The organism is Halomonas sp. SS10-MC5 (assembly GCF_015992245.1).
Taxonomy (GTDB): domain Bacteria; phylum Pseudomonadota; class Gammaproteobacteria; order Pseudomonadales; family Halomonadaceae; genus Halomonas; species Halomonas sulfidoxydans.
Window position 1 is genome coordinate 4,097,149 of sequence record NZ_CP065435.1, and the last position, 18,490, is coordinate 4,115,638.

Annotated in this window: 21 protein-coding genes; 10 read left to right on the top strand and 11 right to left on the bottom strand. The window is 68.7% G+C overall.

Features of this window, described 5'->3' with window-relative positions; all coding sequences use genetic code 11:
* Positions 1-32: 32 nt before the first annotated feature.
* Both I4484_RS19135 and I4484_RS19140 read right to left on the bottom strand, forming a co-directional pair.
* Positions 33-362: a multidrug efflux SMR transporter gene (locus I4484_RS19135; protein WP_217626094.1), complete on the bottom strand. Its 330-nt coding sequence runs from the start codon at positions 360-362 to the stop codon at positions 33-35.
* Complete coding sequence (locus tag I4484_RS19140; protein WP_197448759.1) at positions 362-1,072, bottom strand: tRNA (guanosine(46)-N(7))-methyltransferase TrmB; 711 nt, start codon at positions 1,070-1,072, stop codon at positions 362-364. Before I4484_RS19140 ends, I4484_RS19135 begins: the two co-directional genes overlap by 1 nt.
* Positions 1,073-1,394: 322 nt before the next feature.
* Between I4484_RS19140 and I4484_RS19145 the strand changes: the two genes are divergently transcribed.
* The 6 genes from I4484_RS19145 (at position 1,395) to I4484_RS19170 (ending at position 7,778) form a co-directional block, all read left to right on the top strand.
* A complete protein-coding gene (locus I4484_RS19145) occupies positions 1,395-3,272 on the top strand; it encodes a beta-ketoacyl synthase (protein ID WP_197451120.1) in 1,878 nt (625 codons plus the stop codon).
* A gap of 84 nt (positions 3,273-3,356) precedes the next feature.
* Positions 3,357-3,836, top strand: a complete 480-nt coding sequence (coaD, locus tag I4484_RS19150; RefSeq protein ID WP_197448760.1) for a pantetheine-phosphate adenylyltransferase — start codon at positions 3,357-3,359, stop codon at positions 3,834-3,836.
* Between the two features lie 78 nt (positions 3,837-3,914).
* Entirely contained in the window at positions 3,915-4,163 is a 249-nt protein-coding gene (locus I4484_RS19155; protein WP_197448761.1) for a YfhL family 4Fe-4S dicluster ferredoxin, read from the top strand.
* A gap of 124 nt (positions 4,164-4,287) precedes the next feature.
* Positions 4,288-5,670, top strand: a complete 1,383-nt coding sequence (locus I4484_RS19160) for an MATE family efflux transporter (protein ID WP_197448762.1) — start codon at positions 4,288-4,290, stop codon at positions 5,668-5,670.
* A gap of 88 nt (positions 5,671-5,758) precedes the next feature.
* The gene (locus I4484_RS19165) at positions 5,759-7,069 is read left to right on the top strand and encodes a short-chain fatty acid transporter (protein ID WP_197448763.1); all 1,311 of its coding nucleotides are present in this window, start codon (positions 5,759-5,761) and stop codon (positions 7,067-7,069) included.
* Between the two features lie 187 nt (positions 7,070-7,256).
* The gene (locus tag I4484_RS19170) at positions 7,257-7,778 is read left to right on the top strand and encodes an acyl-CoA thioesterase (protein WP_197448764.1); all 522 of its coding nucleotides are present in this window, start codon (positions 7,257-7,259) and stop codon (positions 7,776-7,778) included.
* A 57-nt stretch (positions 7,779-7,835) separates the two neighbouring features.
* On the opposite strand, the gene I4484_RS19175 is transcribed toward I4484_RS19170, so the two are convergent.
* The 3 genes from I4484_RS19175 to I4484_RS19185 form a co-directional block, all read right to left on the bottom strand.
* The gene (locus I4484_RS19175) at positions 7,836-8,171 is read right to left on the bottom strand and encodes an I78 family peptidase inhibitor (protein ID WP_234283752.1); all 336 of its coding nucleotides are present in this window, start codon (positions 8,169-8,171) and stop codon (positions 7,836-7,838) included.
* Positions 8,172-8,277: 106 nt separating this feature from the next.
* Positions 8,278-8,409, bottom strand: a complete 132-nt coding sequence (locus I4484_RS19180) for an entericidin A/B family lipoprotein (RefSeq protein ID WP_104204325.1) — start codon at positions 8,407-8,409, stop codon at positions 8,278-8,280.
* 96 nt (positions 8,410-8,505) lie between these two features.
* Positions 8,506-8,643, bottom strand: coding sequence for an entericidin A/B family lipoprotein (locus I4484_RS19185; protein ID WP_197448765.1), 138 nt, complete (start codon positions 8,641-8,643; stop codon positions 8,506-8,508).
* Between the two features lie 141 nt (positions 8,644-8,784).
* On the opposite strand from I4484_RS19185, the gene I4484_RS19190 reads away from it, so the two are divergent.
* Positions 8,785-9,210: an HIT domain-containing protein gene (locus tag I4484_RS19190; protein ID WP_197448766.1), complete on the top strand. Its 426-nt coding sequence runs from the start codon at positions 8,785-8,787 to the stop codon at positions 9,208-9,210.
* Between the two features lie 6 nt (positions 9,211-9,216).
* Here I4484_RS19190 and I4484_RS19195 read toward each other — a convergent pair whose 3' ends face one another.
* From I4484_RS19195 to I4484_RS19210, 4 genes are read right to left on the bottom strand one after another with little or no spacing between them, the layout of a single operon-like run.
* Positions 9,217-10,260 carry a nickel/cobalt transporter gene (locus I4484_RS19195; protein ID WP_234283750.1) on the bottom strand — a complete coding sequence of 348 codons (1,044 nt, stop codon included), beginning with the start codon at positions 10,258-10,260 and terminating at the stop codon, positions 9,217-9,219.
* A complete protein-coding gene (locus I4484_RS19200) occupies positions 10,251-10,925 on the bottom strand; it encodes a DUF1007 family protein (RefSeq protein ID WP_197448767.1) in 675 nt (224 codons plus the stop codon). Before I4484_RS19200 ends, I4484_RS19195 begins: the two co-directional genes overlap by 10 nt.
* A gap of 33 nt (positions 10,926-10,958) precedes the next feature.
* Entirely contained in the window at positions 10,959-11,318 is a 360-nt protein-coding gene (locus I4484_RS19205) for a hypothetical protein (RefSeq protein WP_197448768.1), read from the bottom strand.
* Positions 11,318-11,869 carry a hypothetical protein gene (locus I4484_RS19210; RefSeq protein WP_197448769.1) on the bottom strand — a complete coding sequence of 184 codons (552 nt, stop codon included), beginning with the start codon at positions 11,867-11,869 and terminating at the stop codon, positions 11,318-11,320. Before I4484_RS19210 ends, I4484_RS19205 begins: the two co-directional genes overlap by 1 nt.
* Before the next feature lie 272 nt (positions 11,870-12,141).
* Between I4484_RS19210 and I4484_RS19215 the strand changes: the two genes are divergently transcribed.
* Positions 12,142-12,615 (top strand): Dps family protein, encoded by a 474-nt coding sequence (locus tag I4484_RS19215; RefSeq protein ID WP_197448770.1) that lies wholly within the window; start codon positions 12,142-12,144, stop codon positions 12,613-12,615.
* Positions 12,616-12,811: 196 nt separating this feature from the next.
* Positions 12,812-13,375, top strand: a complete 564-nt coding sequence (locus I4484_RS19220; RefSeq protein WP_197448771.1) for a type 1 glutamine amidotransferase domain-containing protein — start codon at positions 12,812-12,814, stop codon at positions 13,373-13,375.
* 53 nt (positions 13,376-13,428) lie between these two features.
* On the opposite strand, the gene I4484_RS19225 is transcribed toward I4484_RS19220, so the two are convergent.
* Complete coding sequence (locus tag I4484_RS19225) at positions 13,429-14,907, bottom strand: aminoacyl-histidine dipeptidase (RefSeq protein ID WP_197448772.1); 1,479 nt, start codon at positions 14,905-14,907, stop codon at positions 13,429-13,431.
* Between the two features lie 26 nt (positions 14,908-14,933).
* Positions 14,934-17,027: a tRNA(Met) cytidine acetyltransferase TmcA gene (locus I4484_RS19230; protein WP_197448773.1), complete on the bottom strand. Its 2,094-nt coding sequence runs from the start codon at positions 17,025-17,027 to the stop codon at positions 14,934-14,936.
* 355 nt (positions 17,028-17,382) lie between these two features.
* Between I4484_RS19230 and I4484_RS19235 the strand changes: the two genes are divergently transcribed.
* Positions 17,383-18,486, top strand: a complete 1,104-nt coding sequence (locus tag I4484_RS19235) for a TRAP transporter substrate-binding protein (RefSeq protein WP_197448774.1) — start codon at positions 17,383-17,385, stop codon at positions 18,484-18,486.
* The last annotated feature ends 4 nt before the right edge of the window (positions 18,487-18,490 follow it).

An 18,490-nucleotide genomic window follows, 5' to 3' on the forward strand; every position in this document is an offset into this window, starting at 1 on the left:
AACAGGATCCATCCAGAACTCATGAAGCCGAATCAGTGGGCGGAAATGCGTGAGAAAAGCTGGATCACCACCACACCGGTGACGATCAGGCCGATACCCAATACGGCCGGCAGATCGGGCCGCTGGCCGTACACCACGATCCCCAACAGGGCCACCAGCACGATACCCAGACCGGCCCAGATGGCATAGGCAATACCGACCGGGATGGTGCGCAGCACCAGCGACAGCATGAAGAAGGCGATCGCATAGCCGACCACCACCAGCAAACTGGGGCCGGGGCGGGTGAAGCCGTCGGTGGCCTTGAGCGCACTGGTGGCGACGACTTCCGCCACGATGGCCAGCGCCAGGTAGACGAACGCCATCAGTTCACCTCCTGCGATACGCCGGGTACGAGCTGCGGGGCGTGGGGCAGATCGGCCGCCAGGCGCCAGAGAGACTGACCGCTGAGGTGGTACTTTCGTTCAAAGGGCGTCAGGTAGCGCTCGCCGGGGACGAAGGGCTCCACGGGTGCCGCCACGCCGGTGACCTGATGCAGCGCCAGGGCGAACTCCTCCACGTAGAGCCGCCAGTTGGAGCGCAGCTCCAGCCGCCCGCCCAGCGCCAGGATCACCGGCAGCACCGGATGGCCGTGCCAGCGCTGCTTGAGGTGTGCCGACTTGGGATAGGGGTTGGGATAGAGCAGGTAGTGCCGCGCCGGCTGCCAGTCGCTGGCCAGCGCCAGGCGCCAGAAATCCACCAGGTCGGCACGCACCAGCAGCGCGTTGCCGCCCACTTCGCCATGCGCCCGCGAGAGACGGTCGGCGCTGCGGTCGACTCCGATGACCAGATGATCGTCGAAGCGGGCGGCCAGCTGCCGCGTCGACAGCCCCACGCCGCAGCCGGCATCGAGGATCAGCGGCCGACGGCCGCCGCCCTGCTGCTCGTACCAGGCCCGGGCCCGCTCGAACGCCTCTCGCGTGTGAGCGGCCACCGGCTTGCGCAGGGGGTGGTCGAGCGCGCGCGCGACGCGCCGGGCGACGTCCTTGTGCGGGCCGAGCTGGTTGGTGGCGATGACGCGGGAAGTGGCATGCATTGCGTGAGCGGTTCGGTGGCTGACGAACTGGCCATTCTAGCAGCCATGGCGCCCCAGGCGAGGGGCAAAAAAAAGGCGCACCCCAAGGACAGGGAGCGCCCACATACCCACTCGTATGACTCAAACAGCCCCGTCAGCTTAGCGCTTCCACCGCCTTATTTCAAACGTTTGTTCAATCGCCGGCGGCCGAAACATGGGCCGCACGCCCATGACGGCGTCCCGAGGCGGGTGCTATGATCGTCACCCTCATATTGACGTTATCGACTCGCACGAACAGCACAACGAGGAAAGCGGCTTGTCACACTTACCGGTGATCGTCGGCATGGGCGGCGTCAACGCCGCCGGTCGTACCTCAGGCCATCAAGCATTTCGTCGCACCGTGATCGACGCCCTTCCCGAAGCCGAACAGCAGGCGCTGCTGCTCGGCCTGGCCGCCCTGATGGGCCTGGGCAGCTGTCGGGAAGGCGCCTGGTACGACGCCGCCGGAGATACCATCGACGCCGACCGGCTGGCCGAGAACTGCCGCGCCCAGGTGCTCGACCACACCTTGATCCGGCGCATCGAAGACCCCCGCTTCAATGACGATGGCCTGCCGGCCAATCGCCGCGCCGGCCTGGGCCTGGGCGCCGAGCTGACCTTCAGCATTCGCCGCCGCCAGCTGCCCGAGCGGCTGCCCCCCACCTGGCAGGTGCGCGAGCTGGATCGCCACACCCTGGAGGTCACGGTCCCCCCCGGCGAACTCGACGTGCTGCTGCCGGAGACCCGGCCGGCCCAGGTGCGGGCCGCCGGCCAGCTGCCCAGCGGCTTCGACCCCAGCCGCTACTACCGCAGCGTGCACCATCCCCGCGGCTTGTCGATGTCGATCTTCGCCGCCAGCGACTGCCTGGCCAGCAGCGGCCTCGATTGGGAAGTCCTGCGCGACCGCCTCGACCCCGACGAGATCGCCGTCTATGCCGGCAACTCCATCGGCCAGCTCGACGACGAGGGCTGGGGCGGGCTGCTCAAGAGCTTCGTCTCGGGCAACCGTGCCACCTCCAAGCAGATGCCGCTGGGCTACGGGCAGATGCCGGCCGACTTCCTCAACGCCTATGTGCTGGGCAGCGTCGGCGGTACCGGCGCCGTGCTCGGCGCCTGCGCCAGCTTCCTCTACAACCTGCGCCTGGGGGTCGAGGACATCCGCAGCGGCCAGCGCCGCGCGGTGATGGTGGGCACCTCCGACGCGCCGGTGACCCCCGAGATCATCGAGGGCTTCCGCGCCATGGGCGCGCTGGCCGACGACGAGAGCCTCAAGGCGCTGGACGCCCTGGAGCTGCTCACCGACGCCGACTACCAGCGCGCCTGCCGCCCTTTCGCGCGCAACTGCGGCTTCACCATCGCCGAGGCCAGCCAGTTCGTGCTGCTCCTCGACGACGCGCTGGCGCTGGAAATCGGCGCCGAGATACTGGGCAGCGTGCCGGGTGTATTCGTCAACGCCGACGGCTGGAAGCGCTCCATCTCCGCGCCCGGCATCGGCAACTACATCACCCTGGGCAAGGCGGCCGCGCTGGTACGCGCCATGCTGGGCGACGAGGCACTGCGGGAGCGCACCTTCGTGCATGCCCACGGCACCAGCACGCCGAAGAACCGCGTGACCGAATCCCACGTCTTCGACCTGGTCGCCCGGGCCAACGGCATCGATCACTGGCCCGTGGTGGCGGTGAAGGCCTTCGTCGGCCACTCCCAGGGCAGCGCCGCCGGCGACCAGTTGACCAGCGCCCTGGGCAGCTTCGCCCACGGCCTGCTGCCGGGCATCCCTACCCTCGACGCGGTCGCCGACGACGTCCATGCCGAGCGGCTGCGCTTCTCGCGAGAACCGGTGCCCTTCGCGGCCGATGCCGCCTTCATCAACGCCAAGGGCTTCGGCGGCAATAACGCCACCGGGGTGGTGCTGTCGCCCGCCGTGACCGAGCGCCTGCTGCTGAAACGCCATGGCGAAGCCGCCGTCGCGGCCTGGCGCGAACGACGCGACGCCACCCGCCAGGCCAGCCAGGCCTATCTGGCCCAGGCCGATGGCGGTCACTACCAGGCGCGCTATCGCTTCGGCGAGGGCGTGCTGGAAGGACCGGAGCTCGAAGTCAGTGCCACCGACATCACCATCCCCGGCTACACGCGCCCGGTGTCGCTCGCGGTGGACAACCCCTTCGGCACGCTGGACGACTGATTCGCCGGACCCGGTTCGGCGTTGTCGCCCCGGCCACGGACGGTTACCCTGAGCTCTCTTCAGCCGTGCAATGAGCGGAGCGCCATGAAAATCGCGGTCTATCCCGGCACCTTCGACCCCATCACCCACGGCCACTTCGACCTCATCGAACGCGCCTCCTTGCTGTTCGACAAGGTGGTGGTGGCGATCTCGGCCAGTCCCGGCAAGAACCCGGCGCTGGATCTCGATACCCGCATCGCCCTGGCCCGCGAGGTGTCGGCGCAGCTCGACAACGTCGAGGTGGTCGGCTTTTCGGGCCTGCTCACCGACCTCATGGCCGACCAGGGCGCCCGCATCATCCTGCGCGGCCTGCGTGCGGTGTCCGACTTCGAGTACGAGCTGCAGCTCGCCAACATGTACCGCGCCCAGGCGCCGGAGCTCGAGAGCGTTTTCCTCACCCCGGCGGTGGAGAACTCCTACATCTCCTCCACTATCGTGCGCGAGATCGCCAAGCTCGGGGGCGATGTGTCGCGCCTGGTGCATCCCAGGGTCGCCGAAACGCTGCGCAAGCATTACAATACCTGACCGTATTACTCGGCAATTCCCGAGCCGCTTCATCCTGGGCACGGCCGGACGCGGCCTGCCCGATCGCGAGGTAGCCCCATGGCCCTGATGATCACCGACGAGTGCATCAACTGCGACGTCTGCGAGCCCGAATGTCCCAACGACGCCATCTCGGCGGGCGAGGAGATCTACGTCATCGACCCCAGCCGCTGCACCGAGTGCGTCGGCCACTACGACGAACCGCAGTGCCAGCAGGTGTGCCCGGTCGACTGCATTCCCCTCGACCCCGAACGCCGCGAGACCCAGGACGAACTGATGGCCAAGTACCGGCTGATCACCGCCGCCTGAGTCTATTTCCGCTGTCGCGCTGCCTCGACAGCCACCCTTCTCGGCCCGCTGCGGCGGGGCTGTTGCATTACACCCACCTGCCCGCCATGCTGCTCGATTCGTCCAACACCGGGGGCTAGATGTGGTGACCGCCGAGACGCTTGCCGCCGCCCGGCGGCGCATCTGGACACTGGCCTGGCCGATCATACTTTCCAACGTCACCGTGCCGCTGCTAGGGCTGGTGGATACGGCGGTGGTCGGCCACCTGCCGGATTCGCGCTACCTGGCCGGGGTAACGCTGGGCGCGACCCTGTTCAGCTTTCTCTACTGGGGCTTCGGCTTCCTGCGCATGGGCACCACCGGGCTAACCTCCCAGGCCGTGGGCCGCGAGAGCGACAGCGAGGTGCGCAACCTGCTGGGCCAGTCGCTGCTGCTGGCCATGGCCATCGGTGCGCTGCTGATCCTGTTCTCCAGGCCGCTGATCGCCCTCGGGTTGTGGCTGCTCGACGGCAGCGTGGTCGCCACCGGGCTTGCCGAGGAATATGCCCGGATCCGCATTCTCTCGGCGCCGGCGGTGCTGGCCAACTACGCCATCCTCGGCTGGTTCCTGGGGCAGCAGAATTCGCGGGTGACGCTGGCCATCCTGGTGCTGACCAACAGCGTCAACATCGCGCTGGACCTGCTGTTCGTGGTCGGGCTCGGCATGACCAGCGACGGCGTGGCCTGGGCCACGGTGATCGCCGATTACACGGCGCTGGCCTTCGGCGGCTGGCTGGTGCTGCGACAACTGAAACTGCTGCAGGGCCGCTTCCTGCGTGAACGGCTGTTTCGGCTCGCCGCCTACGGCGAGCTGTTCCAAGTCAACGCCAACCTCTTCCTGCGCACCCTGGGGCTGCTGTTCGCCATGGCCTTCTTCACCTCGCGCGGGGCGGCGCAGGGCGACACCGTGCTGGCCGCCAATGCCGTGCTGATGCAGTTCATCATGCTCACCAGCTACGCCCTGGACGGCTTCGCCCATGCCGCCGAGGCCACGACGGGACACGCCGTGGGGCGTCGGCGCTGGGACGAGTTCGGCCTGGCCGTGCGCGCCGCCGCCCGCTTCTCGCTGCTGACGGCCACCGCCGCGGCGCTCGCCTTCGCCCTGGGCGGCCACCAGCTCATCGCCCTGCTGACCGGCCTGCCCGAGGTGCGGCAGACCGCCGGCGAGTACCTGCCCTGGATGGTGGCCATGCCGCTGATCGCCGTCTGGAGCTACCTGCTCGACGGGGTCTTCATCGGCGCCACGGCGATCCGCGAGATGCGCAACAGCATTTTCATCGCGCTGGCGGCCTACCTGCCCTGCTGGTGGCTGGGCCAGGCGATTGCCGCGCCGGGTTACGAGAACCATGCCTTATGGCTGGCCTTTCTGATCTTCGCCACGGTACGCTCGCTGGTACTGGCCGGCTACTATTGGCATCATCGGCGCAGCCGCTGGTGCCAGCGCCCGAACCTGGTACCCGCAGCGCGGATGCCCGATCGCCCGCTCTGAGCCGGAGACCTTTTTATTAGGGCAAGCCGATGACCTTGCGCTATTTTTCTCAGACGCACCCAAGACAACCAGAAGAAGCGACGCCGCCATGCTAAGAATGCTGTCGAGACCTGCCGTCAAGCTGGTCGAACGCTATCTGCCGGACCCCTTCATCTTCGTGCTGCTGCTGACCATCATCGCTGCCGCCGCTGCCATCGGTGTGGAGCGCCAGACGCCGCTGGCGGTGATGCGCTACTGGGGCGACGGCTTCTGGAACCTGCTGACCTTCTCCATGCAGATGCTGTTGATCCTGGTGACCGGCTTCATGCTGGCCAGCTCGCCTCCGGTCAAGCGCCTGCTGCAGCGGCTCGCCGGCCTGGCCAGGAACGCCGGCCACGCCATCCTGCTGGTGACGCTGGTCTCGCTGCTGGCCAGCTGGATCAACTGGGGCTTCGGCCTGGTGGTGGGGGCGCTGTTCGCCAAGGAGCTGGCCCGCCTGGTGCGGGTCGACTATCGCCTGCTGGTGGCCAGCGCCTACTCCGGCTTCGTGGTCTGGCACGGGGGCCTGGCCGGCTCCATCCCGCTGACCATCGCCACCGAAGGCCACTTCACCGCCGAGCAGATCGGCGTCATCGGCACCGGCTCGACCATCTTCGCGTTCTTCAACCTGGCGCTGGTGGTGTGCCTGTTCGTCGCCATCCCGCTGGTCAACCGCGCGATGCTCCCCGACGACAAGGAGAGCGTCTACGTCGACCCCAAGCTGCTCGACGACGCCCCAGCCACACGGGTGCGCCTCACGCGCCCCGCCGAACGCCTGGAGAACAGCGTCACCCTCGCCTGGCTGGTCGGCATTCCCGGGGTGATCTTCCTGCTCGACCACTTCGTGCTGCGCGACGGCGGCCTGAACCTCAACATCGTCAACTTCATGTTCCTGTTCCTGGCCATCGTGCTGCACCGCACGCCGCGCAGCCTGCTGGAGAGCCTCAACGAGGCGATCAAGGGCGGTGCCGGCATCGTCATCCAATTCCCCTTCTACGCGGGGATCATGGCGATCATGGTGCAGTCGGGGCTGGCCGAATCCATGTCCGAAGGGCTGATCGCCTTCGCCACCGAGACCTCGCTGCCGTTCTGGTCCTTCATCAGCGCCGGCATCGTCAACCTGTTCGTGCCCTCCGGCGGTGGCCAATGGGCGGTTCAGGCCCCGGTCATGCTGCCGGCGGCCGAAGCGCTCGGCGTGGACATCCCGCGCGTGGCCATGGCCGTAGCCTGGGGCGACGCCTGGACCAACCTGCTGCAGCCGTTCTGGGCCCTGCCGGTGCTCGCCATCGCCGGGCTGAAGGCCAAGGACATCATGGGCTACTGCCTGATCCAGCTGATCATCACCGGGGTGATCATCTCGATTGGCCTGACCTGGTTCTGAGCACTCCACCACCGAGAGCGGCCCCGGGCATGCCGGGGCGCCTCGGCGCTTGCGTCGCACCCGATCGCCCGCCAACCACCGGTTCCGGCGTCGAGACGAGCCGACACCGGTTGGGTTGCGTGGCCTCGATGCCTTCGCGCCGGGGAAAACGGTATGCTGTGGGAAACCCGACGACGAGAGCCTCCCGATGGACGAACACGCCCTGCCCGGCCAGCACGAACTGACCATGACCGTGCTGATGACCCCCGACATGGCCAACTTCAGCGGCAAGGTGCACGGCGGCGCCATCCTCAAGAAGCTCGACGAGGTGGCCTACGCCTGCGCCAGCCGCTATTCCGGCCACTACGTGGTCACGCTGTCGGTCGACCAGGTGCTGTTCAAGCAGCCGATCCACGTCGGCGAGCTGGTCACCTTCCTGGCCTGCGTCAACCATGTCGGCCGCTCCTCGATGGAGATCGGGATCAAGGTGGTCGCCGAGGACATCCAGCGCAAGCTGATCCGCCACACCAACAGCTGCTACCTGACCATGGTGGCGGTGGATGCCGACGGCAAGCCGGCGCGGGTACCGCCGCTGACGCTGGCGACGCCGCTGCAGCGGTTGCGCTTCGAGAAGGCGGCCCTGCGCAAGAAGCTGCGCAAGCAGGCCGAGGAGGCCGAGCGCCAGACCCAGGCGGAGCACGGGCAGAGCCGGCGGGGCGCTGACGCATAGGGACGACCAACGGCAAGCATGAACCGCCCGTCTGCCGAGGCCGTTGGAACGTCTCCGTCAGCCGCAGCCGATGTCGGTGATGGTGTCGCCGTCGTCGATATGGACGTTGATGCGATCGCCCCGGTATTCCAGGGTGTAGGCCTGCCCCGGGCGGATGACCCGCAGCGTGGCGGCGCCGCTTTCCCGGCGTATCGATTCACCCAGCGCTTCGTCGTAGCGGCGGCCGAGCCGATCCTGCACGCGCTGCGCGCCGCAGGCGTCCTCACTGCCGCTGACACGAGGCGGCTTGGGGGCGGGGTCGTGCGCTGCATTACCGGAATTCGACATGGAGGTACAACCTGTCAGGAACGTCAGGCCGACGGTGACCAGACACAACCGCAGTGGGCTTACCATGGGCAAGATCTCGCTACGATGGGAAGGGGGGCGAAGCGGTTGCGTTCAGGCAGCACACGGGAGACTGCCAGGTCACCCGTGCGCTGCCAGGCCGGACCGCAGGTGTTTACTCGGCGGCGTCCTGCACGGCCTGACCGCCGCGCTCGACGTCCTCGCCGGCACCTTCCATGGTGTTGCACCCCGCCAGGGCACCGGCGGTCATCAGCAGGGCAAAACTCAGGGCAATTGCTTTCTTCATGGTCGTATCTCCTTGAAACGATTTAGGGAAATCCATTCCTTTCCGTGAAGCAATGGCCACTTAAGCGTAACAGCCCTTTGCCGCTTTGCATAACCGCTAATATGACGACGACTGCCGCTGGATCGCCTCGCCACCTTGTTCGATGTCCTCGCCCATGCCACGCATGGTATTGCAGCCGCTGAGCAGCGACAGTCCCAAGAGAGCCGCCAGCAGCACCGCCACCGTCCGCTTCATGTTGCTTACCTCCTCTCCGTCAGGGCTCGTTCCTTCACTCTAGCCGCTGTCGTCCCGCTTCGCTTGCTTGCTTGCGTGTCAGGCGCTTCGCGCCCGGCTGTGTCATGATGACCTCTATCGTCACCGTCGCGGAGGGGAGAGATGCCGTCAGTTGCATTGGATGAGCGCCTGGTCAGGGACAGCTACCCGGTCACGGAACTGCCGCTGTGCCAGCTGCGCCTGATGGACGATTCCCGCTTCCCCTGGCTGATTCTGATTCCCCGGCGTGAAGGTGTCAGCGAAGTGTTCGACTTGGACGAGGCGGACCAGCAGCAGCTATGGCGCGAGGCCGGCGAGGTGGGGCGCATGCTCAAGGCCCTGACCCGGGCCGACAAGATCAACGTGGCCAACCTGGGCAACGTGGTCGCTCAGCTGCACGTGCACGTCGTCGCCCGCCTGCGCGACGACGACGCCTGGCCGGGGCCCATATGGGGTCAGGGCCAGCCGCAGCCCTACGACCTGAACGGCCTGGCCAGCATGCGCGACCACCTGCTGGCGCAGCTGGATGGGCTGAAGCAGCGGCTCTGAATACGCTCAGCCGCCCAGGGGATGCCCGCCGGGCGGTGACGAGCCCTCCGGCGGATTGCTGCGGGCCGGCGGCTCCCCGAGCAGGGGCGCCGAGGCGGGTTGCGTCACGCCGGTGACGGAGAGCGAGATGCCCAGCGCCATGATGACGAGCCCGCCACCCAGGGCTGCCCAGCTCAGCAGACGTCCCACCCGTGGCATGCCATTCTGCTTCAGCAACTGCCGTTCGGCCCAGCCGCGCGCCACGACGCTGGCCAGCGCCAGGCCGGAGACGGTCAGCGCCGTGCCCAGCGCCATCACCATGACCGCCGCCACCCCGACCGCGAACTGGCCCAGCAGGGTGGCCGCGCCCAGCAACAGCACGCCGCCGCTGCAGGGACGAATGCCGATGGCCACCACCGTGGCCAGCGCGGTGCGCCAGTCGGCCGCCCGGCGCGGGTCGACGTGGTGCTGGCCGCCGCAGCAGGTGTGATCGTGGTCGTGGTCATGCGCGTGGTCATGGGCGAGAGACGCGTGGCTCCCGGCCGGCCGTCGCAGCTGACGAATCGCTCTCAGGCACAGCCAGCCGCCAAGCAAAGCCACCATCAAAAAGCTGGCCTGTTCGACCCAGGCGACGCTGCCCATGGCCTGGCGGGTCACCCAGCCCAGGCCGTGAACCAGCACCACGACCAGGCCGATGGCCACCAGCCCCTGCAGCAGCGAGGCGGCGAAGGAGAGCGCGAGCGCCCGGCGCACCGCGCCGCCCTGCGAGAGCAGGTAGGTCGTCAGCACCGCCTTGCCATGTCCGGGGCCGGCGGCATGGAAGACACCATAGCCGAAGCTGACACCGAGCAGCGCCCCCCACGCCCCCGTCGAGGGCGCGCCGGAAAATTCGCTGATCGCCAAGGTCAGGGCACGATGGAAGTCGCGCTGCCAGGCCACCAGCTGCAGGCTCAATGACTGCAGCCCGCCCTGGCCGAGAAACAGCAGCAGCCCGGCGATGGCCAGCAGCACCAGTCCGATCCACCAGGTCCTGGCCGGCGCCCTCGCGATCGCCCTGGCCATCACTCGCATGTCACCACCCCGGTTTCGGCGAAATGCCGCCCCAGGCCGGGCTCGGCCTCATCGTCCATGTCGAGCTGGGCCGCTTCCATCACCCGCTCGGGATCGGGGTCGGCAGGCAGGATGTTCGTGGTGCAGCTCAGCTCGCCGCCGACCGTCAGCGCCTCTTCCCGTGGCGTGTCGTCCTCCGCCTCGTGGACCACCTCCAGGTAGTAGGTGGGGTCGAATACCTGGTACTGCAGCGTCTGCTCGCTCAGCGCCCTGGGCGCCGCCAGCGGCAGCAGGAAGACGAACTCGACCCGGCCGTCGCGCTCCATCACGGTGTACTCGGTCACCTCGCCGAGGCTCAGCTTGTCGTCTCCCACGCGCACCTCGGTAAAGTAGTCGAACGGCGCCAGGTTGCCGCGGATCTCGCCTCCCAGCCGGTCGAGCCCCGCCTCCAGCCCGCCTTCGGTCTGGCTCAGCTCCTCGATGAGGACCAGGCTGTAGAATGGGTCCATGCGCCAGGCCTGATGCAGCGCTTCGAGTCGCCCCTCCTCGTCGACCACCAGGCGTACGCGGATGTCGATCCAGCCATGCGGATGGGCCAGGGCCAGGCCGGGCAACAGCAGGACGAGCAGGCCCGCCAGCCAGGCGCGTCTCGCGCTGGCATGGCAGAGTTGGCGCAATCGGTTCATGTGGCAAATGAGCTCATGCAAAGGGGTTGTCGGTTATCGCGGCGCCAGCCCCAGCCGACGCTGCAGCTCGGCCAGCAGCGGGTCGAGCAGGTGCGGCGGCAGCGGCCTGCCGCCTCGGGTCGCCGTCAGCGAAGCTCGAGCGCCCTGGCCGGCGGAAGCGACCTCCGCCCGGACCCGATAGCCCGGCCAGCGCGCCAGCACCGCCTCGACGCGCCCCAGTTCGGCATCGGCATGGCGGATCACATAGCCCTCTTCCATCAGCAGGCCGACGATCTCCTGCAGCGTCGCCTCGGGCGCTGCCGCGAGCGTCAGTTCACGCGGCTCCGGTGGCGGCATGGTGGTGGCACAGCCCGCCAGCGCGACGAGCAGCAGCGCCATGGCAAGTCCCCGCATCAGGGCTCCTCCCTCACTCGGGCGGCCTGCATGGCCTGGCGCAGCGAACCGCAGAAGGCGGCATCGCTGCCGCTTCGCGTCTCGCGCAGCTCGCCGCGCCAGTCGATCACCTGAATGTCGCGGCTGACCCGCACCCAGCCCTCGTCGGCGACCACCGAGACGCGTTCGAGCTGAGTGGCGTCTTGGGTGATGCTGCCGCCGGCACCGCCGAAGCCGATCATCACTCCGGTGGAGACGCCGCGACCGCGGCCCAGGCCGAAGCCACCGAAGAAACCGGTACGCTCCCAGTCGTCGTAGCGGTCGCCGTAGCCCGGAATGGTACGGGTGCGCTCGGCGCTGACCACTCCCAGCGCCAGCTCGGTGTCCCGCACCACGAAGTCCTCCGCCTCCAGCGCGTCGAGGCCGCGGCGGACCCACTCGCGAGACTCGATACCTTCGGTCTCCCAACGGCACTCCGCGGCGGGCCGCGGCTCCGCGGAAGGCAGTACCGACGGCGTCGTCTCGCAGCCGGCCAGCAAGGCCAGGCCGGGCATCATCCACCACAGACGCATGGAGGTTCTCCTGTTCGTCATTGGCCGCAGTCTACGCAGCCCGGCCCACCTTGCAAGGTCGTCTGACGCCTTGAGAGTCCCGCAGAGCCCAAGGGTTCCCGAGCGACGGCGCCGACGGCCGCGATACGGGCACGCAGCGTCTGGCCGGCGGCGACCGCGATTGGCCTTTCATGCATGTAGTCTATCGCAACCATGGGCAGATATTGCTTAAGCATCGCGTCACTGCGCTCTAGACTTGGCAGCCACACATTCGCACGCGAAAGGAGTACGCCATGAGCGACACCAATGCCATCGGCCTGCATCAGGACAGCGCCCACCAGCTCGCCGAAAAGCTCAACGTCCTGCTGGCCAACTACCAGGTCTTCTACATGAACGTGCGCGGCTATCACTGGAACGTGAAGGGACCCCAGTTCTTCGAACTGCACGCCAAGTTCGAGGAGTTCTACACCGATTTGCTGACCAAGGTCGACGAAGTGGCCGAGCGCATCCTGACCCTGGGGCACAAGCCGGTACACGCCTACAGCGACTACGTCTCGATGGCGCGGATCCGCGAGGACAAGGACGTGCACGACGGCGAGGCCTGCGTACGTGGCGTGCTCGAGGGCTACCAGACCCTGATCGAACTGCAGCGCGACCTGCTGTCGACGGCCGCGGACGCCGACGATGAAGGCACCGCCGCACAGGCCGGCGACTACATCCGCGAGCAGGAGAAGACCGTGTGGATGCTCAACGCCTACCTGGGCTGAGCGTCGTCCTGGCGAGGGCCGGGGCACGCCCCGGCTCCCGCGCCCCATGAGCGGCGCCGACGAGTCGCTTGACGATTCGCAACATTCTTCCCCTTGCCGTCGGCGTCGTCCGCCACAACGCTATCAAGTGCATGCAAATGCGACTCGCCAACCACGCTGGCGGAGCCAGTGACCACAGCTTGCAAGGAGGTAGCTCATGAGCGAGAAGCTGAACGGCAAGACCGTCGCCATCCTGGCCACCGATGGCTTCGAGGAATCGGAACTCAGCGAACCCAAGGCCGCACTCGAGCGCGAGGGCGCCACGGTGCACGTGATCGCGCCGGACAAGGACAGCATCCGCGCCTGGGCGAAGACTGACTGGGGCCCTTCCTATGACGTCGATCGTCGCCTGGAGCAGGCCAATGCCGACGACTACGACGCGCTGGAGCTGCCCGGCGGCCTGTTCAACCCCGACGCCCTGCGCCAGAACGAGCAGGCGCTGGCCTTTACCCGGCACTTCTTCGAGGCCCACAAGCCGGTCGGTGCGATCTGTCACGGCCCGTGGGTGCTGATCAACGCAGGCGTCGCCAAGGGCCGCCGCATGACCTCCTACCCCTCGGTGGAGCAGGACCTGCGCAATGCCGGGGCCGAGTGGGTCGACCAGGAGGTCGTGGTCGACAGCGGCCTGGTCACCAGCCGCAAGCCCGACGATCTCGCGGCGTTCTGCTGCAAGCTCGTCGAGGAGATCGCCGAGGGCAAGCACAGCCGCCAGCACGCCTGACACGGCCCAGCTCTCCCGCCGCTCGCATCCGGCGAGCGGCGTTCCTGCGCGGCTCAGCCGCCCCGCGCCGCTGCGTCGTCGGCCAGGTCTTCGACCAGCGCCCGCAGCAGTACCCAGAACTCTTCCACCGAACTCAGCTCGACCCGCTCGTCGGGCGAGTGGGCGCCGCGGATCGAAGGGCCGAACGAGATCATCTCGAGACCGGGATACTTGCCGGCGAGGATGCCGCACTCCAGCCCCGCGTGGATCACCTTGACCGCCGGCTCGCTGTCCAGGAGTTGCCGGTGCAGGCGCTGGAAGCGTGCCAGCAGAGCGCTGTCGGGCGACGGCGTCCAGCCGGGGTAGGCGTTCTCGACCCGAGTGCGCGCACCGATCAGGTCGAATAGCCCGCGGAAGCGGTCGGCCAGGTCGTCCAGCGCGCTGTCGCGCAGCGAACGCACCAGGGCGCAGAGGTAAAAGCGCCCCTCGTCGAGGCTCACCACCCCCAGGTTGTTCGAGGTCTCGACCACGCCGGGCACCGCACTGCTCATGCGCTCCACGCCGTGGGGCGCCACGTTGAGCGCCGCCAGCAGCATGCGGCTGGCATGGGCATGCAGCGCCTGGAGGGGGCGGGCCTCGAGCGGCGTGATGGTCAGCATCATCTCCTCTTCGACCCCGGCCAGCTCGGCGCGCAGCTCCTGCTCCAGCGCCGCCACGCGGCGCGCGGCGGCCTCGGCCTCGTCGGCGGGCAGCACCAGGGTGGCAAAGGCCTCGCGCGGAATGGCGTTGCGCAGGGTCCCGCCGCGATAGCCGGCCAGGCGGACATCGTAGGCTTCCAGCGCTCTCAGCACCCGGACCAGCAGGCGGTTGGCGTTGCCGCGGCCGCGGTGGATGTCGATACCGGAATGGCCGCCCTTCAGGCCGGTCAGGGCCAGCTGCACGGCGACCTCGTCGGGCCCTGGCTCGGCGGTGGGAAGCTGGGCCTCCACCACGATGTCGGCACCGCCGGCACAGCCGATGAAGACCTCGCCGCGATCCTCCGAATCCAGATTGAGCAGCACATCCCCCTCGAGCCAGTGTTCCGCCAGCTGCAGGGCGCCACCCATGGAGGTCTCCTCCTCGAGGGTGAACAGCGCCTCCAGCGGGCCGTGCACCAGCCCGTCATCCTCCAGGATCGCCAGCGCCGCCGCCACGCCGAGGCCGTTGTCGGCCCCCAGCGTGGTATGCCGGGCTCGCAGCCAGCCGCCTTCCACATAGGTCTCGATCGGGTCGCGGGTAAAGTCGTGGGGGTGATCGGCGTTGGCCTGGGCCACCATGTCGAGATGCCCCTGCAGGATGACACCGGGGGCGCCCTCCCTGCCGGGCGAGGCCGGCTTGCGAATGCGCAGGTTACCGAAGTCGTCACGGTCATGCGCCAGCCCCTGCCGCTCGGCCCAGCGCTCGAGAGTGGCCACCAGCTCGGCCTCGTGCCCCGAGGGCCGCGGCGTGTTGCACAGGGTGCGGAAGTGGCGCCACAGCGGCTGCGGCGCGAGTTGTTCGAGATGTTCGTTCATGATCCGTCTGCTCGGGAGTAACCGGGCTACCTTACCGGGCCGCTGGCGCCGGGGAAAGCCCGCCCGGGGCATGCCGAATCTCCCTCCTGCAGGCGGGCCACGACCCCGCGCAGCCGCTCCATGGCCTGGCGCCGCCCTCCGGCGCCGCAGCGCGCCGCCAGCCAGGCGATATCGCGCCCCTGGAAGGCCCAGGCGGCAAGCCAGGCCAGGTCGGGCTCGCGACAGCCCGCCGTTGCCGCCCGTCGCACCAGCCCCTGCAGGGCCGGGCGCGCCAGTGCCGGCTCACGGCGGCCATGGGCCACGTCGGCGATATCGCAGCGTTCGACTGCGTCGGGTGCCGGCCGCGGCCCTTCGGCCAGCAGCGCCAGCGCCACCTGAGGGTCCAGGTCGGCAAGCTCGAAGGCCAGCAGGGCAGGCAGCAGGCGCTGGAAGCGTGCCGACAGCGTCTCGGCCAGCGCCTCCCCTGCGGGACCGAGCGGGGCGACGACCATCACGGCGTGCTCGCCCGTCGACGTCTCCCGCGACAGCCCCAGCCGCACCGTACGAAAGCCCAGCGCCTGCCAGAACGCCAGCAGTCCCGGCTCGGCGCCGAAGCTGGCTCCCAGCAGGTCGACGCCGGCCCTGCGCGCGGCCTCTCGTTCCTGCTCCAGCAGGCGCCGGCCCAGCCCCTCGCGCCGCCGCTGGGGGTGCACCGCAATGCGCTGCACACGGCGCAGGCGAGCCGCCAGCGCCTCCCGGGAGCCGGCATGGGCGGCCAGCGACTGGGCCAGCAGATGGCCGGGCAGACGCCGCTCGCCGCGCGCCACCCGCTCGGCCAGCTCGGGCGTAAAGCCGCCTTCGTCGGCGCACACCGCCACGGCCTGAACATGCCCCCCTGCCGCCAGCGTGGTGATGCCGAGCCCCGGCGCGTCGAGCAGGCGCTGCAGGTCGGCCGGCGTGGTGCGGTAGTGCGCCTGTACCAGCAGACCGAAGATCTCGCGCAAGGCGTCTTCGTCGGCGACAAGGGCCGGGCGCTCCCACGACACGGTCTCGAGCGCCGATGCGACCATGGGCGGTGGCGGCTCGGCATCGAGCAGCAGCAGCTCGTCGACCAGTCGCTCGAGCGGGTCGCCCTCGGCCCAGCGCACCGGCGTGACGAGATGGAATTCGCGCCAGTCAGGAGCCTGCCGCTCGAGCCGCTGGCGAAAGCGCAGGGCGAAACCGCGCCCGGAGCCTTCGTAACCGTGCACGGTGGTGGCGAAGGCGATACGCGGGAAGGCCTCGAGCCAGTGGCCGAGCAGGGCAGCGGGAATGGCGGCGGCTTCGTCCACCAGCAGCCAGGTGCCCGCCCCGCCGGCCTCGCCGCGTTCGACCCGGGCGCTCAGCTCGTCGGGCGCGAGGAACTCCACGCCCCCGCCCTGCGCGTCGACGAAGCGGTTGCCTTCACGCCGGCCCAGTGGGCGCAGCGCCTCCAGGCGCGCGAAGAGGGCCGCTACCGCTTCGGGGCGCGGCGCCGTCACGCCAATCTGCTGCTGGCTCGCCTCCAGCAGCCGCGCACAGGCAATGCCGAGCGCCGCGCTCTTGCCGCGCCCGCGGTCGGCGGTGAGCACCAGCGGGCGCCGCCGCCGCAGGCCGACCAGGCGCCTCACCGCCTCGGCCTGATCAGGGGTCAGGCAGTCGGGGTCGCCATCGGGGGCCTCGCGCCGCGGCGGCTCGGCGGGCAGTTCGGGCAGTTGCGGAGGGCTGCCGGGCGTCCACCGCGCGATACCGGTCGCCTGCGATAGCCGTTCCAGCAGGCGGGCCATGTAGCGGCCGGCGCCGGCCCCGACGGAGGGCGGAGTCAACAGCACCAGCAGACCGCCGGCGCACAGGGTCCCGCTCAGGGCGCCGAAGGCATCCGCATCGAGACCGTCCGTCGCGGATACGCCATCGAAGACGATCAGGTCGTGCTCTCGCCCCAGGCGGGTCCTGGCCTTGGCAGGCGGCAGCCACGCCCCGCGCAGCGGCGCCTCGGGCGGCGCCGGCGATACCCAGCAAGGGGAATGCCAGACCCGCGCCTGCCACAGGGCCCAGGCCTGGCGCCGGGCCGGCTCGGCAGCTGCGGCCGACCACACCAGCCCGCGCCAGCCATATCGACCCATTTGGTCAGACCAATTCAATATCGACAAGACACCCCGCTCGCTCACTTGCCCCCTCCTTCCCGTTTGCGGGCCCCTCTGCCTCAGCAATTGGTCGCACATCACGCGCCCGCCCAATCGATGAGCCTGCTAAACTTTTATATTGAAAAGCCAACGTTTCCGACACGTTCCTCGACAATCGCGACAAAACCTCGCTCCCCGAAGTGGCCACCGGCATTCGCAAGTTCGCCAAGCGAACTTGCGATATTGGTCTTACCAATTTTCCACAGTTGCTTTGCCAGTACCCTCGCGGCTAATTTCGGCGCTGGAATAGGCCTTTCCTAGAACAATACCCGTCACAACAAGTGGAGTCGCGTCTATGCAAGCCTCAACTGGCCCTCGTCTGGCCGCACGCCTCAAACTGACCGCCACGACAGCCGCCGTGGTCCTGGCTGGTGCTGCCCTGGCCGGTACCGCCACCGCCCAGGAAAGCGTGCGCTGGCAGGTGCCCATCGCCTTCCCCTCGCACCTGGTCGGCCTGAGCACACCGGTGGTGCACCTCTCCGAGACGCTGGGAGCGATCTCCGGAGGCAACATCCAACTGCGCTACTACGAGCCGGGCGAGCTGATACCGCCATTCGAGATCCTCGACGCCGTCTCGGAGGGGCGTTACCCGGCGGGCTTCACCTGGATCGGCTACGACCAAGGCAGCATCCCGGTGCTGCCGCTGCTGTCGGGCCCGCCCTTCGGCATGGAGCCGCCCGCCTTCATGGCATGGCACTACTTCGGCGACGGCGATGCCCTGCTGCAGGAAGTGTACGAACCCTACGGCGTGAAGGCGCTGCTGTGCGGCGTCATCGGGCCGGAAGCCGCCGGCTGGTTCGCCGAGCCGCTGGACTCCCTCGATCAGATCGATGGCCTGCGCATTCGCTTCGCCGGCATCGGCGGTCGGGTGATGGAAGAGCTGGGCGCCTCGGTCACCATGCTGCCCGGTGGCGAACTCTATCAGGCCATGGAGCGCGGCACGATCGATGCCACCGAGTTCTCGGCCCCGGCAGTGGACCGCATCCTGGGCATGCAGGAGATCGTGCAGCACTACGTCATGCCGGGCTGGCACCAGACCTATACCACCTCGCACCTGCTGGTGAACCGGGAGATGTGGGACGACCTCTCCGACCTGAGCCGCGCCCAGATCGAGACCGGCTGCCGCTCCGCCACGCTGTTCGGCTTCTCCGAGAGTGAATGGGAGAACCCCCAGGCGCTGGCCGGCTTCGAGGCCGAGGGCGTGAACGCCCAGACCCTGTCGCCCGAGATCCTGGCCGAACTGGAAACCGTCACCATGCGCGTGCTGGACCAGATGGCGGGCGAGGACGAACTCTTCGCCCGTGTGCTGGAGAGCCAGCGCGAGTGGATGCAGGTCCACGGCAACTGGCACGACAAGGGTTATCTGCCGCGCGCCTACTACGCGCCGAAATCCAACTGATCGT

What these genes read in the sequence shown, in the direction of transcription:
- I4484_RS19135 (WP_217626094.1), bottom strand. Translation starts at nt 362, where the DNA reads ATGGCGTTCGTCTACCTGGCGCTGGCCATCGTGGCGGAAGTCGTCGCC.
- I4484_RS19140 (WP_197448759.1), bottom strand. Translation starts at nt 1,072, where the DNA reads ATGCATGCCACTTCCCGCGTCATCGCCACCAACCAGCTCGGCCCGCAC.
- I4484_RS19145 (WP_197451120.1), top strand. Translation starts at nt 1,395, where the DNA reads ATGGGCGGCGTCAACGCCGCCGGTCGTACCTCAGGCCATCAAGCATTT.
- coaD (WP_197448760.1), top strand. Translation starts at nt 3,357, where the DNA reads ATGAAAATCGCGGTCTATCCCGGCACCTTCGACCCCATCACCCACGGC.
- I4484_RS19155 (WP_197448761.1), top strand. Translation starts at nt 3,915, where the DNA reads ATGGCCCTGATGATCACCGACGAGTGCATCAACTGCGACGTCTGCGAG.
- I4484_RS19165 (WP_197448763.1), top strand. Translation starts at nt 5,759, where the DNA reads ATGCTAAGAATGCTGTCGAGACCTGCCGTCAAGCTGGTCGAACGCTAT.
- I4484_RS19170 (WP_197448764.1), top strand. Translation starts at nt 7,257, where the DNA reads ATGGACGAACACGCCCTGCCCGGCCAGCACGAACTGACCATGACCGTG.
- I4484_RS19175 (WP_234283752.1), bottom strand. Translation starts at nt 8,171, where the DNA reads ATGGTAAGCCCACTGCGGTTGTGTCTGGTCACCGTCGGCCTGACGTTC.
- I4484_RS19180 (WP_104204325.1), bottom strand. Translation starts at nt 8,409, where the DNA reads ATGAAGAAAGCAATTGCCCTGAGTTTTGCCCTGCTGATGACCGCCGGT.
- I4484_RS19185 (WP_197448765.1), bottom strand. Translation starts at nt 8,643, where the DNA reads ATGAAGCGGACGGTGGCGGTGCTGCTGGCGGCTCTCTTGGGACTGTCG.
- I4484_RS19190 (WP_197448766.1), top strand. Translation starts at nt 8,785, where the DNA reads ATGCCGTCAGTTGCATTGGATGAGCGCCTGGTCAGGGACAGCTACCCG.
- I4484_RS19195 (WP_234283750.1), bottom strand. Translation starts at nt 10,260, where the DNA reads ATGCGAGTGATGGCCAGGGCGATCGCGAGGGCGCCGGCCAGGACCTGG.
- I4484_RS19200 (WP_197448767.1), bottom strand. Translation starts at nt 10,925, where the DNA reads ATGAACCGATTGCGCCAACTCTGCCATGCCAGCGCGAGACGCGCCTGG.
- I4484_RS19205 (WP_197448768.1), bottom strand. Translation starts at nt 11,318, where the DNA reads ATGCGGGGACTTGCCATGGCGCTGCTGCTCGTCGCGCTGGCGGGCTGT.
- I4484_RS19210 (WP_197448769.1), bottom strand. Translation starts at nt 11,869, where the DNA reads ATGCGTCTGTGGTGGATGATGCCCGGCCTGGCCTTGCTGGCCGGCTGC.
- I4484_RS19215 (WP_197448770.1), top strand. Translation starts at nt 12,142, where the DNA reads ATGAGCGACACCAATGCCATCGGCCTGCATCAGGACAGCGCCCACCAG.
- I4484_RS19220 (WP_197448771.1), top strand. Translation starts at nt 12,812, where the DNA reads ATGAGCGAGAAGCTGAACGGCAAGACCGTCGCCATCCTGGCCACCGAT.
- I4484_RS19225 (WP_197448772.1), bottom strand. Translation starts at nt 14,907, where the DNA reads ATGAACGAACATCTCGAACAACTCGCGCCGCAGCCGCTGTGGCGCCAC.
- I4484_RS19230 (WP_197448773.1), bottom strand. Translation starts at nt 17,027, where the DNA reads ATGGGTCGATATGGCTGGCGCGGGCTGGTGTGGTCGGCCGCAGCTGCC.
- I4484_RS19235 (WP_197448774.1), top strand. Translation starts at nt 17,383, where the DNA reads ATGCAAGCCTCAACTGGCCCTCGTCTGGCCGCACGCCTCAAACTGACC.